We start from the raw sequence: 15,823 nt of genomic DNA, 5'->3' as shown, positions 1-15,823 counted from the left end.
GGGCTTGCCCCCATGTTTTAAATAAAAGTCCAAATTTTGCTTTAGCAAAATTTGGTTTACCTATTGTCTATTGTTTTTAGCTCTTTTTTCAAAAAGACAATAGCATCCCTTCCTTTATACTTTCGTAAGTGTAATATATTTTTTAACAATAATGAACAACTAATTATAAGTCTTATATAATTAATATATAGTAAATATCATAACGACATATTAGATGATAAAAAAGTATTTTATCGAGTAATAATATATTTACTTTAGATCATAAGGCTCTATTATTTGCTGAATATTATTGATACAATAGTCCTGGTGAACCCACCACCTACTTTTAAGCTTTAAATTTCACTATTTTTCATTAGATTTTAAAATTACCAAATTTAAAACAATCTGCTTTTTACCAACGCCAAAGTGAAATTTAAATCCACTTTGACATAAATTTAAAATTTATACTCGATCTTCAAACCACCACTTATGCCGTAGTTTTTATCGTTATCAAGCATACCGCTTAGCTGAGAAGAGAGAACTAAATTTTCGCTAAGCTTGGTGTCTGAGTTTAAAGTAAGCTTATAGCTTAGCTTATTGTTATCAAGTTTGTAATCAACATACTCATTTGAATTATTAAGTGAAACATAAGATTTATCTTCTGAGTTATATACACTTTGTTTTACTAAAAATTGCACGCTAAATGCGTTTTTCTCGCTGTTTAAAGCGTATTCTACTCCCGCTGCTACAGCCACATTAAAGTCATTTATGCTCTTTTGATCATATCGGTCATTTTTAAATCCATCAATGCCATTAGCGCCAAGCTCTAGTGCTAGTAGTGGTTTTATACTTTGCTCATACTCGCCACTTTTAGAGAGTGAAATTTTATATTTATAGTAGTTGCTCGAGAGGATGCCTCTACCTTTTACGCTAGCTTTTTGCGCCTCATCTAGGCTGCGTTTTGAGTTTATAAAGGCAAAATTTAAGTTACTTTGTATCTCGTGAGCCCCTCTTTCAAAAAGCCCATACGCACCAAAACTATAAATTTTAGCATCATCTTTTAATACATTTGAGCTAAATTTAGCCTTGCTTACTCCAGCGCTCACGCCTAAGATAAACTCGTCATAACCTCTGTCATAGCCGATATTTGTACCATAAAATTTAAGGTCGCCATCGCTTTGTCTATCCTTAAAATAGGCACCATTTACATTTGCCCAAAAGTTGTTTCTCTCCCTGCTAGCTTCTGCTGCTTCGTAAGCCATCTTCGCGCTTGGCATAATGTCGCTTTCAAGTCCAGCTAGCTTAAACTGCGAGATATCAGCCTTTGCCCTTAGCTGCGTGACCTGAAATAGCCTAGAGTTCATCAGCTCGTTGCTGTTTTGCAAGGCTTTTATGCTCACTTTAAGCGCTGAAGTAGAAATTTCTTTCATCTCTTTATCTGCTTTTTGTGCTAGTTTTCTTAGTGCCTCATCGTCACCACTTGAGATTGCTTGCACAAATTCAGGCGTGCCTTTTAGCATGCTTAGGATTTTATTTTCTCTTTGGCTAAATTTAGAAGCCATCTCTTGCACTACATTAGGCGAAACGGCTGGATTTTCTCCCTTTTTATCGCTTAGCTTCATCTCGATCTTGCCACCATTTATGGCATATGTCATAAACAAATCCCCAAGTTTTTGCTCGTTGTTAAAGATAGCGCCCTCATTTATGATGCTTTGTGCGCTTACTAAAGTATATGTTTTATCAAGCGCCATACCGCCTTTAAGTGCTGCAGTAAAATCAACATCAAATTTCATCCCAGCGCCAAGGGTTAGGACCTTTTTAAAGTCAAGTACTGGCTCATTTTCACTGCCAAAGCTCTTTATCTTTAGGCTCTTTTTTACGACACTATCAGGCTCAAAGCCAAGCTTTTGCGCGCCACTAACCTCTAAATTTTCTACCTCAAATTTACCATCGCCCAAGAGCACATCTTTAGCCAAAGGCGTATCTTTGCCATTTACAACCAGCTCTTTTAGCTTAGTTGCACCTCCTCCTACTCTTAGCAGGCTATCACTATCCATGACGATTTTATTGTCAAATTTAACGTCTTTAACAAGTAAATTTTTACTCTCAATATCCTGGCGGTACTTTAAGCCGTCATCATAGGTGTTTGAGCCATCAAATTTATCTATATAGTGAGTTAGCTCGCCACTTAAATTTATGACCGAGTTTTTAGCCGTGATGTCGCCATTTAGCTTAGCATCTTTACCTATGGTAAGCTCTGATGATTTAAGCTTTATGCCATCTTTTGCACTAAATTTTCTCTCGTCCCAGTCAGGCTGAGAGAGTGTGGATGGGCGAGCTAGATCCATATAGGCTGGCTCGTTTAGACCAGCTGCGGCTATCTTGCTCTTTGCTAGGGGAGTTAAAACGCTAGCATCGCCAATGGCGTGCGTCTTTGGATGTCCTTGGAGCGTAACCTTTGCATCTTCTAGGCTCAAAGCACCATCAATGTCAAATCCTCCGTCAAAAACAAGCTCCTTGCCCTGCCCACTATGTCTTAGCTCTATATTTTTATCGATGCTTGCGTGAAATATCGTATCTTTGCCACTTTCGCCGTTTATAGTAAGCGTCGCCCTTTGCGAGTTTGCATTTGTTATCTTCGCATCGCTTGAGTTGGCTGATATGTTGTTAAAAGTCTGATCAAAGCCATTTAGATCAAGCGCTCCGCCACCATTGCCAAAGAAAATTTTATCATTTAAATTTTCATTCACGCCAAGCCTTAAAAGCCCTCTGCCACTTGTTAGATAAATTTTATCAAAGGCATTTAAAGCTCTTAGCTCAACCACGCCATCTCCTAGCCTTAGTGGCTTGTTGCCACTTGAGCTTACTATCAAGCTACCTTTGCCTATCTTATGCACGCTTGCGTCTGAAGTGACGTTTAAATTTAAGCTAGCTCCCCCAGCTATGTCAAAACCTGCAAATTTCGCTATCTTGCTACCATTTGTGCTATTTAGAGTAAAGTCGCCACTATTTACGACGATGCCGCCATGTCCTAAGTCTAGGTTAGTGTTTAGCGTGATATTTGAGCCATTTGCGCTGCTAAATATATTATCTTTATTTTGCACTAGCGCGCTGCCTAGGACATTTACGCCACTTACTAAATTTTCATACTCTTTTTTATAGTCGTTAAAATCTCTCGCAGTAACGATAGATGCGTAGTTTTTATTGTCCTCAACTCCGGTTAAAACACCTACTAAGACCCATTTTTGAGCTACCGTGTCATAGACAAAAAACCCAGAGCCACTATCTCCTGGCAAAAGTCTATTTCTAAAGCCCCTGTTTGAAGTCATAAATAGATAAACCCCGGGTTTGCTTACACTTGAGTAATGGCTCTTATAAACTGCCGAATACGCCACTCCTATCTCATTTACGCTTGCACCAAGTGCGTTATTTACTATATTTTGGTGCTCAAACTCAGTAGCGCTCATCACCTCAGCAAAGCCATCTGAATCGCTTTTTGGCCTTTCAAGAGCAAGTGAGCCTGTGCCAGCCTCGTATGCAAGGATGTTATCGCCACTAGCTCCACCGCTATTTTTTATATCCATAAAACGATCTTCTATCTTTTTTGCATTAGCCTCATCTTTTGTTTGATCTTGGCTAGATATCTCCAAATTTGGCACATCCAAAGGATCGATCTGCCCTTCGACTATGTATTTTGAAGTTCGCAGATACGTTGTGTCTGCGCCATAAAGCTTTTGCGTAGAATTTGTTGCGTATTCATAGAGTGTATTGCCAAACCAGCCTCTGTTTTCATTAAAATTTGTAGCAGCTGAGGCAAGAAGTGTGTGATTTGCTGTAACTACAAAATTTCGCCCAAGGGAGGTGAAGTTGCCTTTATTGTTTCTTGCGTTGTTGTTTGGGATCTTATTAAACGTAAATTTAGTGCCGTTTCTTTGCGTAAATTCTAGTGGTGCATCTGTGGCTTTAAAGATGCCTTTGTTTTGAGCAAGATCAAGGTAATCTCTATAAAAATTTGTCCCTATATCCATGACCTGAGCGTCTAAGCAGCTACATAAAATGCTTGATACAACAAGAGAAATGCTAAGATTATTTTTCAAGATAAACCTCCATTTTTAAGATAAATTCCATTTAAATCGCAAAAGGCATTATATACCTTTTTAAACCTTTTGATGATTAAAATCTTAATGATTTTTTAAACTATAAATTTACTTTAACAAATTTATCCCTGCGCTTTTTAAACATGTTTTATACTTTCATAAATTTATAGATATTACTTTGACATAAAACAATGATAATACCTAGCATCTTTCACTACAATCTCCACAAAATAAGAATTTAGCTATACATATTTTATAAATTTATCCGATATGGCTTAGACTAAAACAAGGAAAGATATGAAAGAAAAAAAGCTGATCATAAAAGACATTCAGGGTGAAATTTACGTCATCAGTCAAGACGGAAGCATAAAAATGCTAAAAGATGGTGATGAAATTTACGCTGATCAGAAAATTTTTACTAAAAATTTAGATGCCAAGATCACTTTAGAAAATGGCGAACAGATAAATTTAAACGCTCATCAAAGCGTAAATTTAGATGAAATTTTAAAAATTTCAACAAAACCAGCAGAAGAAAAGGGCGAGAGCGATCACTCTAACGGCTTTGGCGCAAGCGATGGCATATCTCTAAGCGCGGCGAGTTTTGTCACAAGCGGACATAGCGCAAATATCCATCAAATTTACAACCAACACAGATCTTTAGAGCCAAACGTAAGTAGTACCCAGTTAGCCCAGCTAAAAAGCGTCTCAGGTGCCTCTAGCTCGCTAGTAGAAAAAAGCGGCGGCGCTGCAGAGCCAAAAGAAGAGCCATTTATAGATACCATAAATGTGTTAAAAAATGTCACAAACAGAGGACTAGACGCAGATATATGGCTTTATGACTCCGCTAGAAACCATGGGCGAGGGCTTGATTATTATGATATAGAGCATAATAGCAAAAGCATACTAAAAGAGTGGAGTGCAAGCCATCACGTAAGTGCGACAAGTACATTTAATGACCTATATTACTATAGTGGGCAACAGGCTGATCCTGGATATTTCGACACATCAGATCCAGCTAAAGCTAGCAGAATACGCGACCGTACTCCGACAGCTATGGAGCTCGCTAGGATAGGCAGAGCTTCAAATGCAGACTATGCCAATGATAGACTAAGCGAAAATATGACCAGCCCCTTCAAGCCACACAATTTAAACGGACACTATAAACTATATGAGTCCAAGATAACAGCAGATGGAGTGATGGTCAGTATGGATGGCTGGATATTTATAAAAAATCGTAGTGATATTAACAAGTTTTATTATGATTCAAAGCAAGAAAGGCAAAGTATTAAGTTTGAATTTGATGGTAGAGAAATTTCATGGCAGCCATTTGGATGGGCAAGTAAAAATGGCGGCAGAGATGAAGGCAATGCCATACAAAGCGAAAGCACAAGTAGCCTAAATTTAACAGAAGACTACGGCTTTTATAAAGTACATATAGAAGTATCTGATGAGAGATATAGTTATATTTTTGTAGCATTCTCTGGTATCAGCCCTAATAAAATTATTTCAGATGACCCTAACATAAAACTAGTCAGCAACGCCTATATGGAGGCTCTTGCTCAAAAAGGCCTTGTAACAAAAGAGAGCGATACGTTTTATAAGGCAAAAGAAACAAATGGTGTGAAATTTGGCGACAATGCAAGCGATTTTGATAAGCCATTTGACCTAAAATTTGAAGGCACAAAAGACGTTGGTAGTAACGATGATGATAAATTTATCTTTAACTCACACGATATCGACGCAAAAGGCGGTATAGACACGCTACTTTTTACCCAAAACGTGGATCTAACAAAGATAGAGGATCTAGATAAGCGCCTTGAGAGCTTTGAGCGCATCAAGCTTGATCACACAAAGGCTGTGAAGCTAACACTAAATGGGCAAAACATAATCGACATGATAGACTCCAACCCTACCGAGGGGCCTGATGGCTTAGAGAGCCTAAATACCATCCTTAAAATTTCAGGCGACAGCGATGATGTGGTGCAGCTAGTTGGAAATTTCGTAAAGGCCACAAATGGCGAAGTAGCCGCGCTAAATGCAAAGCATAGTGTCATCGGAGCTGATGATAACAAGCTCGACGAGGTTGGTGGCGAAGCGGTCAATCAAGTCTATAAAGGCGAAAATAACGCTGGGCAGACATTTTTCGTCGAGATAGATAAAAACGTGCATGTCGAGGTGATGTAGTACAAACTATATAAATTTTAAGAGATTTTCCGATACTACAATACACACATTTTACAGGGATGAAAAAATGCCAAATTTTGACGCCATAAGGATCGGCGTTATCAAAAAGATCAAGGGTGAAGCCATCGCCATAAGCAGGGACGGCACTATGAGGGTGCTACACAAAGACGATGAAATTTACCTTGGTGACGATATAAAAACGAGCGAAAACTCGAACCTTACCATTGTTTTTGATGACGGCGAAAAGGCTTATGTCGGCTTTAGCTCGGTATTTCACACGGTAAATGTCTTTGCCGAGCATAAGGGCGAGCTAGTCATCCCAAAAAACGCAAACATCCTTGAAAATCACAAAGAACACGCAAATGACGATGATCAAATCTCTCATCAAGAGCTATCTCCTCACGGCTCATCATCGCAATACTCTGCTTCAGTGGGCAGTGGTGGCATCAAATTTGAACTAGGTGGCCACTACTCAAATATCTACGACTTTTACACTGGTTTGCGCGCTCTTGAAGCTAGGCATGACGAGGTCAAATGGCCAGTTGGCGAGGCTAAGATCGGTGGGGTCTCATACGCTGGATTTGGCACTCAAAACCTAAATTTTACACCTCCAGAGCCAAACATCGTGCTAAATTTTAACCTCACAAGCGACACTGGCGAGAAAAAGGGCTTTTTAGGAGGAGCGCAGCTAAACTCGCTACCAAAAACACCTGATGGCAAAAAGATCATCACAAGCATAGACGCCCATATCCCAGACGTTGCTAAAAATGGCGACATCATCACGATAAAGACAAATATGAAAGGTGGTGGCAAAACTAGCAACTACAAAATAAATACTGCTACAAACGAGCTAATCCCAGTTGATAGCACCGGCACACCTACTGGAGCGCCTCCTATACCTATCATAAATGGCAAAGCAGAGATCACTGGGGTTGAAATTTTAAACCATGGTAAAACGACCGTGACAAGCTCATACACCACTGGTGGCAAGACATTTACCGCGCCACCAACTGCTTATGAGCTAAACGACACGCCAGCCATCTCAAAAGTGACAGCCACGCTTGATATTGATAAAAATGGCGACGGCGTGATAGATGCGACCGAGCTAGGGTATGGCAGTGGCACGCAAACTAGCGGTATGAAATTTGTAGTGCCTGACGAGCTTAGCACTGGAGATAAGATCACGTTTAAGCTAAATGAACCAGGCAAACCGCCAGTTGAGAAGAAATTTACACTAGATAAAGAAAATGGCACGGCTACTGACGAGGACGGCAACACCTATACATTTACGACCGATGAAAATGGCGCGGTTAGCTTTAGCGTGCCAAATATCGCAAATATCACAGCAGGAAGCAGCATAGAAACTGGCGTAGTTGATAAATTTGGCAACGTCTCAGCCACAAGCACTACGCCAAGCAGCAGCGTAAGCGACACAGTCAAAGTGACGCTAACAGCTGATAAAAACGGCGATGGGCTAATAAGTAGCGACGAGATAGGTGATGGCACTTCAAATGTTGAGATAAATTTACCTCGCACTATAAAACCAAAAGAGAGCGTCACTATCAACATAGGTGGCTCGCCAAAAGAATTTGTCGTAAGCGATGATGGCACAAGCGTCTATGATAAAAATAACCCAAGCGCAGTAGTGCCAATAGTTAATGGTAAATTTGAAGTGCCAGGCGTAAGCGTACCAGTAACACCTGGCTCAAGTGTATCTATAAATACAACAGTTAATGACGAGCATGGCACGCCAAAACCAAATGGCACAAGCAGCCAAACCACTCCAAGCGTCGTGGTAGCTCCACCTGTAAAATCAGCCAAGATAAGCTTTGATAGTGACTTGGGCTCTAGTAATAGAACACCAGATGGCAAGATAGACACTTCAGAAAACAGATACAATGACGGCGACCCAACAAAGACCGAGGCTTCCATAAAAATCCCAAGCGTGATAAAAGAAGGCGATAAGATAGCCATCGATGTCACAAACCCAGACGGCAGTAAAACGCACAAAATTTACACATATACTAATGGCAAGATAATCGCCCCTGATCACAATGAAGTGCCACTAAATGATGGTAAATTTAAGATCACAGTGCCAATAGAACATGGCAAAACCACAAGTATAACGACGACCATGATGGACAAGGCTGGCAACAAAGGCGAGAGCGATACAAATGAGATAAAATTTAGCGACAGCCCAGTGGCGAAATTTGTAAAAGACGCTGACGGAGACGGGCTCATAGATGACACCACTGGAGCTATAACGACCTCTGATGTAAAGGTCTATCTCCCAAGTAGCGCAGTGCCAAAAGATGAGCTAAAGATAAGCATCCTAAACCCACTTACCAACAAACAATCAACCGTGAGCTACATCCTAGATGGTGACGGCGTGCATATGATAAACAAAAAAGACCCAAGCGATATAAAAGTGATAAGTGACGGCGCTATCACCATACCAGACGTGACGGTAAGTAGCAAGCGTCCGACCTTAGTCGATGCGACCCTTATAAAAGATGATGGAAGTGCAATATCAGGCACTTCAAGTGGTAGGCTATTTGCCTTTGGAGTGCTTGACTATATAGACGATGTAAAGCTTGTTACAAAGATAGATAATGCCGATATCCACTCTGCAAAATACCTAAACGAAGAGAACTACGAGCATATCATCTCGACAAGCCAGTATGAGTCAAATTCGACCCAAAAGATAAACTACAACATCGCTCTTACAAATGACGAACAGCCATACATTAAATTTGGTATAAATAAGCCAGATACCACAAGTGACGGCAAAGGCTACGTGCTAATCGAGATAAAAGACGAAAATGGAGGTCTAAGTGATAGCTTTATAGCCAAGATCGAAAACAATACCGTCATAGCAGACTTTGAAAAGGTTGGCAAAAAGCTAGATAGAACGCACCACATCATAGACGCCACCTACGTGGGGACTGACGGCGTGCCTCAAAGAGATAATAACCTAACTATCACAGTCGATCTTGACTCAAAGCCTGATAAGCTAATAGAATCTGACTTTGATAATATAAAAAATAGCTCTGGTAGCTACGCTATAAATTTTAGCGGCAAAGGCGAAGCTGCAAACAATCCACACGATGAAAAATCAAAAGATGTAGAGGTCATAGACGCTGAGACATCTGATAAGACGACACTGACACTTGATGGAAATTTAAGCTACTCTGGAAGCTTTAACGTAGCACAAAACACTGGCAGCAAAAACTACATAGTAGAAAGACTAGATGATGCGGGAAATTTAGCCGTTCAAACCGTAACTATGGTAGCAAACAAAGGGCTTGATGTTGATATGTGGTTTTATGATTGTACAAATAAAGAATTTATAAATAAATTTATGTATCCTGGACCATTTTTACAAACAGATAGTGCAAATTTATTTTATGTAAAGCATCACTATAAAGAATGGATGGAGTGGGCTGGTGTTAGTGCAACTACTACGTTTGATGAAGTCTCCTTTAGGGGAGGAAAAGATTATAAATTAAGCTGGACTAGACCATCAGCGGGAGAGTTAAACACAAATGATATGGCAAGAGTAGGACACTCCCCTATGGCAAGTGACACAGACCACACTGGCACCCACTACAATGTAAATCACTCGGGTAACTACACCTTGCTAGAAGCTGAGACTGTAGGAACAGACCTTGTCATGCATATGAGTGGATGGATATATATAGAAGAAGATGGCGAGTACCACGTAAGGGCGGACCGCTTTCAAGATCATGTATATATGGAGCTTGGCAATTATAAAATAGTTGCGTCATATTGGAATGGCGACCAACAACCACATCCTCCACAAAATCCAAACCCTTGGTCAACAAGAGAAGTTAATAGAGTGGGTGATACTGTTTTGGGATACCCTAACGTCATAACATTAAAAAAAGGCTTTTACAAATTAAATATCGACTATATAGATCAAAGAACAGATGTGGATCTCGATATACAGATAAGAAAACATAAAAATCCTATATATACAGATGCTGACTATAAAAATATTGGCTCGCAAGGAAGTGGCACACATCTTTTTAGTAATAGCTATATAAAAGCTTTGGAAGATAAAGGATACGTTAGTAGTGCTGATGCAAATGGCTATAGAAAAGCACTAAATGGTTATGGAAATGACCCAGATGATTTTAATAGAGTAATGCACTTAAAACACAATACAAATACTCTTGAAGGAAGTAATCTAAATGATGTCTTTATCTATAATGGCAAGAGTATAGATGCAAAAGGTGGTGTAGATAAGCTGATATTTGTTGAAGATACAAAACTAGAAAAAGTAAGTAATTTAAATGATACTTTAAAAAGTTTTGAACGTTTGCAACTAGGTACTGAAACCCAAGCTGTCTCAATATCACTAAATACTAAAAACGTTCTTGATATCATAGACTCAAAAGAGACCACCATAACCATTGGCTCAGGAAGTGGCAGAAAAAAGATACAAGATACACAAAGTATGAATACTGTCTTAAAAATCTCAGGCGATGATGAAGATGGCGTTAAGCTAATAAGTGATGGAAATAATAAATTTGAACTAGCTACTGATAAAGAAGTAACTATGCTTAACTGGAAACATAGTCAAGCCATAGGAGATGAATTTAACAAAGTAGCGATTGATGGTAGCGGACATGCACTAAATCACGTCTACAAAGGCACATACACTGATGGAACTAACACAAAGACATTTTTTGTTGAGATAGATAAAAATATCAAGATCACTCACGAGGGAGATGATCAAAACAATACCTTTACCTACGAAGGCAACAAGATAGACGCAAAAGGTGGCGTTGATACGCTTATCTTTACTGAAAATATCGATCTTAGTAGAGTGGATGATCTAAATGATAAACTAAAGAGCTTTGAAATTTTACAGCTTAGTAGCAATAGCGCTCAGGCGGTCTCGATAGGACTGGATGCCAAAAGCGTGCTTGATATCATAGACTTACAAGTAACAGATGGTGGTTTAAAAAGCGTAAATACCGTGCTAAAGATCAAAGGCGATAGCAATGACAAAGTGGCGCTAGAGGGCAAAGGCACTATCTTCACACAAGCTACAGACAGCGAAGTGGCAGCACTAAATTTAAAGCATAGCACTTTAGGTGATACACACAACCAAGTGGCGATTGATGGTAGCGGACATGCGCTAAATCAAGTCTATAAAGGCGTATATGGTAGCGGAGCTGGCGCACAAACATTTTTTATCGAGATAGATAAAGATGTAAGTGTAGTAAATTTGGTGCATTAAATTTAACTCTGTCAGGCTAAAAATTTATAGTTTTATATTTAAATTCCTTAAAAATAAAAGCTTCTTGTAGATTTTTAAACTTAGTTTAAATATTTAAAATGTATAATCCAATTTCCTTTATCAAGGTGGTTGGATAGCTCAGTCGGTAGAGCAGCAGACTGAAAATCTGCGTGTCGGCAGTTCGATTCTGCCTCTAACCACCATTTAAACTTTCTTTCAAAATCAATCATTTTTACTTCTATCAAATACAGCTTTATTTAAAAGTCTAAATTTACACTTATTTTAAATTTACAAGCTCAAATTCTGCCCAAAATTCGCTTCCAGCTCCAGCTTCGCTCTTTACGCCAAGCTTTGCGCCGTGAATTTTAGCGATATTTGCTGCGATAGCCAGCCCTAGCCCACTGCCTGTGTTTAGGCTTTTATTTCTTGAACTGTCAGCTTGATAAAATTTATTCCAGATTAGCTCGCTATCTTTTTGCGAGATACCAGCTCCGTCGTCTTTTACAGATAAAAGTGCCTGCGTTTTTGACACGCTTAAATTTAGCTCAATTTTACTTGAAGCAAATTTTAGTGCGTTGCTTAAAAAGTTATCCACGAGTCTTGATATCATCAGCTCATTGCCTAAAATTTGGGCATCTGGTGCTATATCGCAGCTAAATTTTAACCCCTTTGCACTTGCTAGCTTCTCATAGTCGCTGGCTAAATTTTGCAAGATATAGCTTAAATTTATATCTTTTAGCTCCAAATTTCTGCCAGCTTCCAGTCTTGAAAGCTCCAAAATTTGATCTATCAGCGAGGTTATCTTTCTTGACTGCCTAGAGATGACCTCCAGCGACTCCTTGGCCTCGCCTAAATTTTGCGCATAGCTCGCAGCATAGTCGCTCTCAGCCATAATGACAGATAGTGGCGTTCGTAGCTCGTGCGAGACGTCTGAGGTAAGCTGTTTCTCGCTTTGATAGACCTTTTCAAGGGAGTCGAGCATCTGGTTAAAAACGCTTGCAAGCGCGTGCAGCTCGTCTTTGCCAGCAGGCAGGTCTATGCGCTTTGAAAAGTCCCGGCTGCTGCCTATCTCAAGCGCAGTTTTTGACATCGTAGCGACTGGTTTCATCGCATTTTTTATCGTTTTATAGCCGCCGTAAAGCACAAAAATAAACAAAACTGGCACAAAAACGCCAAGCGCTAGTAAAAATAGCCCCTCTTTTTTAAAAAATTTCTCCGCATTTATCACACCTCTGATCCAGACACCTTTGCCTTTAGCTGCGATATCGTAGTAGTAAAAGCGGTTTTCGCCGTTTTCATAAAGCCGCACTGTACCGCTGTTCATCTTAAGTGAAATTTGAAAGTGTTTTGGCGCTAGACCACCGATCACATCGCCTTTTGCGTTATATTTTATAAAAAATATCCCATCATCGTATGGCTCAAACTCATCCATATCATTGGCTATTTTGGTGACTGATTTGGCTAGCTTTTTTTGGCTCACGTCCTCAAAAACCTCATCCGCCACGACCGCCGAGATAGCAATGAGAGCCGCCACGATAACGATGATAAAAAACGAGTACCAAAGCGTTACGCGCGCGGTTATCGGGATGTTTGCAAGCGCTTGTTTAATCCTTAACAACATAACCAAGCCCTCTTTTAGTCTGGATCACCTCGCACTCGCCAAGCTTTTTTCTTATGTTTTTTATAAGGACGTCGATGACGTTTGAGCCGCCCGTGTAGTCAAAGTCCCAGACATGCTCTTTGATCTGGTCGCGAGTTAAAATTCTGCCCTTGTTTAGCATCAAAAACTCTAAAATTTCATACTCTTTGCCGGTGAGCTCGATCTGCTCGCCGCTAAATTCGACTGACTTTTTAGAAAGGTCGATCTTTAGCTCGCCTGCGCAAATTTCACTAGCCACATTGCCGCTATTTCGGCGAATGAGCGTGCGCACTCTAGCTAGCAGCTCCTTAAAGTCAAATGGCTTGACCAAGTAGTCATCCGCGCCCGCGTCAAGCCCCTTTACAACGTCGTCCACATCGTCTTTGGCTGTCAGTATAAGCACAGGGGTCGCTAGCTTTGCGGCGCGCGATCTTTGCAAAAATGTAAGTCCGTCCATCACCGGCATCATAAGATCAAGCACGATGAGATCGTAGTGCGCCACAGCGGTAAAGTCCATCGCCTCCTCGCCGTTAAACGCGCTATCGACGCTATATCCGTTTTTCTTTAGGTGCCTTGTGATGACGCTATTTAGGTCTATTTCGTCCTCGACGACTAAAATTTTCATCCCTGCCTTACCTTCCTCACTTGGTTTTGCCAGCTATTTTATCAAATTTGGCTTTTTATTTTTAGATTTAAAATTTCGCCATTTGCTGCGCCTATCTTAAAATCATATAAAAAGCCATTAAATTTAGCCCTTGCATCATAAAAATACTCCGCTCCAAGCGTGCCAAAGCTTTGTTTTTTCGCTAGATAGATCGGTGCAAATTCCACCTCGTTTGGCTCTACTTTTAGGCGCTCTAAGATGAGCTCTTTAACTCTTTCTGGCAAGATGCAAGCCACTCTTTCAAATTTGACCTGCTCTTCATTTATCTTTGATAGCTCAGCCCTTTGCGCCTCGTCTTTTAGGCAGTTTGAAGCGTTTGATAGCCACACTCCAGCCTTGCCAGCATAGATGAGCGCACCCGCTACACCTTGAAGCGAAAGCTCAAGCGCATTTTTAAAGAAATTTTGAGCTTTGTATTTTGAGGTAGCTTGACTTAAAATTTCTGCGCTACTGCTTTCTTCACTAGGATTTTTATCTAAATTTTCAGGGCTTTGCTCGCTCTCTCCTAAATTTTCGCAACTATTTTTATAAACGCCAGACTTGGCTTTTTTACTTAAATTTTCTCTCGCGCTTTGGCTAAAATTTTCGCTCAAATTTTTCTCTAAACCCTGCTTGCTAACTTTCTCGTTTAAATTTTGATCTAAATTTTCACTCATCTTTTTTCACCTTTACAAAATTTAACGCCCAAAAAGGGCGCTAGATCACTTTGTATAGTTGCCGATTATCTCGCCTGTTTGAGCATTTATGATCACTTTTTTCTCGCTCCTGTCGCGCTTAAGCTCTACTTTGTATATCCAAGCACCATTTTTATTATCAAGCTCTGCCTCATCAAGGCTCCAGCCAGCCTCGAGCGCTTGAGCTTTAGCCACAGCCTCGTCGATGCTAAGAGCAAATTTTGAAAAATCCACTGCTTCGATTGGAAGTATGTGTTTTTTATTTTTATTCTCTACTTTAACGATCTGACCGCTGTTAGCATCGATCTTGATCTCTTGTTTGACACCATCTTTAAATGACTCTATCTTGTAAAAAGTCACGCCCTTTTTGACGTTCATCTCGATATCTTTGATGCTTGAGCCTGGGAAGTTTTTCTCAGCTATGTTTAAAGCCTTTTTTGACGTGATGGCTGCTTGCAAACCTATCGCTCCTAAAACTGCTGCTAAAACTGCTGCACCTAATACCTTTTTCATTTTTGATCCTTTTATTTTTGATTTCCAACTTTCGTTTGGATGAGCGCATTATAAAAACCTAAAATGAAGCTAGGATGAATGAAAGAAATTTATTTTAGCTTCGCCAAAGATGAATACCTAATAGTATTTTGACAACAAATCAGAACGATATATTTTGAAACAGCAAATAAACCTGATCGGAAACAAAGAGGAAAAATACAAAAAATAAGAAAACATAAAGTTCCTGAAATATAGTTAAAATCGGGGTTTTAAAAGGATTTTTAAAGAAGAATGGCTCCGGATGCTGGGTTCGAACCAGCGACCAAGTGATTAACAGTCACCTACTCTACCGCTGAGCTAATCCGGAACACTTAAAAGAAGTCGTATTATAGTTAGCAATCATTTAAAAATAGCTTAAATAACTAAAAATTTTAGCCATTTTTCTAATAAATTATATATTTAAAACCACTCAAGCAAATTGCCTGAGTGGTTTAGAGTTTCACCAAAACAAGATCGTTTTGTTTTGTAGCCTTGTTTAAACAAATTTAAGTTTGTTTATTAAGAAGTTAAAACCTCTTCTTCCTAACCTCTTCAACTATGGCTTTAGCCATCTCATCTACTTCTGATGTTACTTCGTTTGCTTGGTTGGCAATTACAACATTCTCTTTTGTTAGGTGATCTATCTGAGCAACTGATTGATTTATCATGTTTATTCCTTCACTTTGCTCTTTGATTGATTCACTCATCTCATTTATTGATTGAGCTAATACATTTGTATTTGCTTCTATCTCACCTAGAGATTTTTGAGTTCTTTCAGCTAGTTTT

The 15,823-nt window shown here is 39.6% G+C and carries 7 protein-coding genes, 2 tRNA genes and 1 pseudogene; 3 read left to right on the top strand and 7 right to left on the bottom strand.

Annotated features, from left to right (window positions below; genetic code table 11):
* Positions 1–434: 434 nt before the first annotated feature.
* Complete coding sequence (locus tag CYP77_RS09125) at positions 435–4,076, bottom strand: S6 family peptidase (protein WP_103567048.1); 3,642 nt, start codon at positions 4,074–4,076, stop codon at positions 435–437.
* A 297-nt stretch (positions 4,077–4,373) separates the two neighbouring features.
* Between CYP77_RS09125 and CYP77_RS09120 the strand changes: the two genes are divergently transcribed.
* The 3 genes from CYP77_RS09120 to CYP77_RS09110 all read left to right on the top strand — a co-directional run bounded on the left by CYP77_RS09120 (position 4,374) and on the right by CYP77_RS09110 (position 11,732).
* Positions 4,374–6,260, top strand: coding sequence for a hypothetical protein (locus CYP77_RS09120; protein WP_103567049.1), 1,887 nt, complete (start codon positions 4,374–4,376; stop codon positions 6,258–6,260).
* A gap of 67 nt (positions 6,261–6,327) precedes the next feature.
* Positions 6,328–11,529 (top strand): hypothetical protein, encoded by a 5,202-nt coding sequence (locus CYP77_RS09115; RefSeq protein WP_103567050.1) that lies wholly within the window; start codon positions 6,328–6,330, stop codon positions 11,527–11,529.
* 127 nt (positions 11,530–11,656) lie between these two features.
* Positions 11,657–11,732, top strand: a tRNA-Phe gene (locus CYP77_RS09110).
* Positions 11,733–11,806: 74 nt separating this feature from the next.
* Here CYP77_RS09110 and CYP77_RS09105 read toward each other — a convergent pair.
* From CYP77_RS09105 to CYP77_RS09080, 6 genes and pseudogenes are all read right to left on the bottom strand, one after another.
* On the bottom strand, positions 11,807–13,150 hold the full coding sequence (locus CYP77_RS09105) for a sensor histidine kinase (RefSeq protein WP_103567051.1): 1,344 nt from the start codon (positions 13,148–13,150) through the stop codon (positions 11,807–11,809).
* On the bottom strand, positions 13,134–13,793 hold the full coding sequence (locus CYP77_RS09100) for a response regulator transcription factor (RefSeq protein ID WP_021093395.1): 660 nt from the start codon (positions 13,791–13,793) through the stop codon (positions 13,134–13,136). Before CYP77_RS09100 ends, CYP77_RS09105 begins: the two co-directional genes overlap by 17 nt.
* 41 nt (positions 13,794–13,834) lie before the next feature.
* On the bottom strand, positions 13,835–14,488 hold the full coding sequence (locus tag CYP77_RS09095; RefSeq protein ID WP_103567052.1) for a hypothetical protein: 654 nt from the start codon (positions 14,486–14,488) through the stop codon (positions 13,835–13,837).
* Between the two features lie 45 nt (positions 14,489–14,533).
* Complete coding sequence (locus CYP77_RS09090) at positions 14,534–15,019, bottom strand: PepSY domain-containing protein (RefSeq protein ID WP_103567053.1); 486 nt, start codon at positions 15,017–15,019, stop codon at positions 14,534–14,536.
* A 271-nt stretch (positions 15,020–15,290) separates the two neighbouring features.
* Positions 15,291–15,365: transfer RNA gene (locus CYP77_RS09085), tRNA-Asn, on the bottom strand.
* A gap of 199 nt (positions 15,366–15,564) precedes the next feature.
* Positions 15,565–15,823, bottom strand: a pseudogene (locus CYP77_RS09080) (methyl-accepting chemotaxis protein); the annotation flags it as partial.

It is taken from the genome of Campylobacter concisus (assembly GCF_002913865.1).
GTDB classification, from domain to species: domain Bacteria; phylum Campylobacterota; class Campylobacteria; order Campylobacterales; family Campylobacteraceae; genus Campylobacter_A; species Campylobacter_A concisus_AM.
Note: the sequence above shows the minus strand (reverse complement) of the source record. Positions and strands in the feature narration are given on the sequence as shown.

Coding starts and splice junctions, on each gene's coding strand:
- CYP77_RS09120 (WP_103567049.1), top strand. CDS start 4,374: ATGAAAGAAAAAAAGCTGATCATAAAAGACATTCAGGGTGAAATTTAC.
- CYP77_RS09115 (WP_103567050.1), top strand. CDS start 6,328: ATGCCAAATTTTGACGCCATAAGGATCGGCGTTATCAAAAAGATCAAG.
- CYP77_RS09105 (WP_103567051.1), bottom strand. CDS start 13,150: ATGTTGTTAAGGATTAAACAAGCGCTTGCAAACATCCCGATAACCGCG.
- CYP77_RS09100 (WP_021093395.1), bottom strand. CDS start 13,793: ATGAAAATTTTAGTCGTCGAGGACGAAATAGACCTAAATAGCGTCATC.
- CYP77_RS09095 (WP_103567052.1), bottom strand. CDS start 14,488: ATGAGTGAAAATTTAGATCAAAATTTAAACGAGAAAGTTAGCAAGCAG.
- CYP77_RS09090 (WP_103567053.1), bottom strand. CDS start 15,019: ATGAAAAAGGTATTAGGTGCAGCAGTTTTAGCAGCAGTTTTAGGAGCG.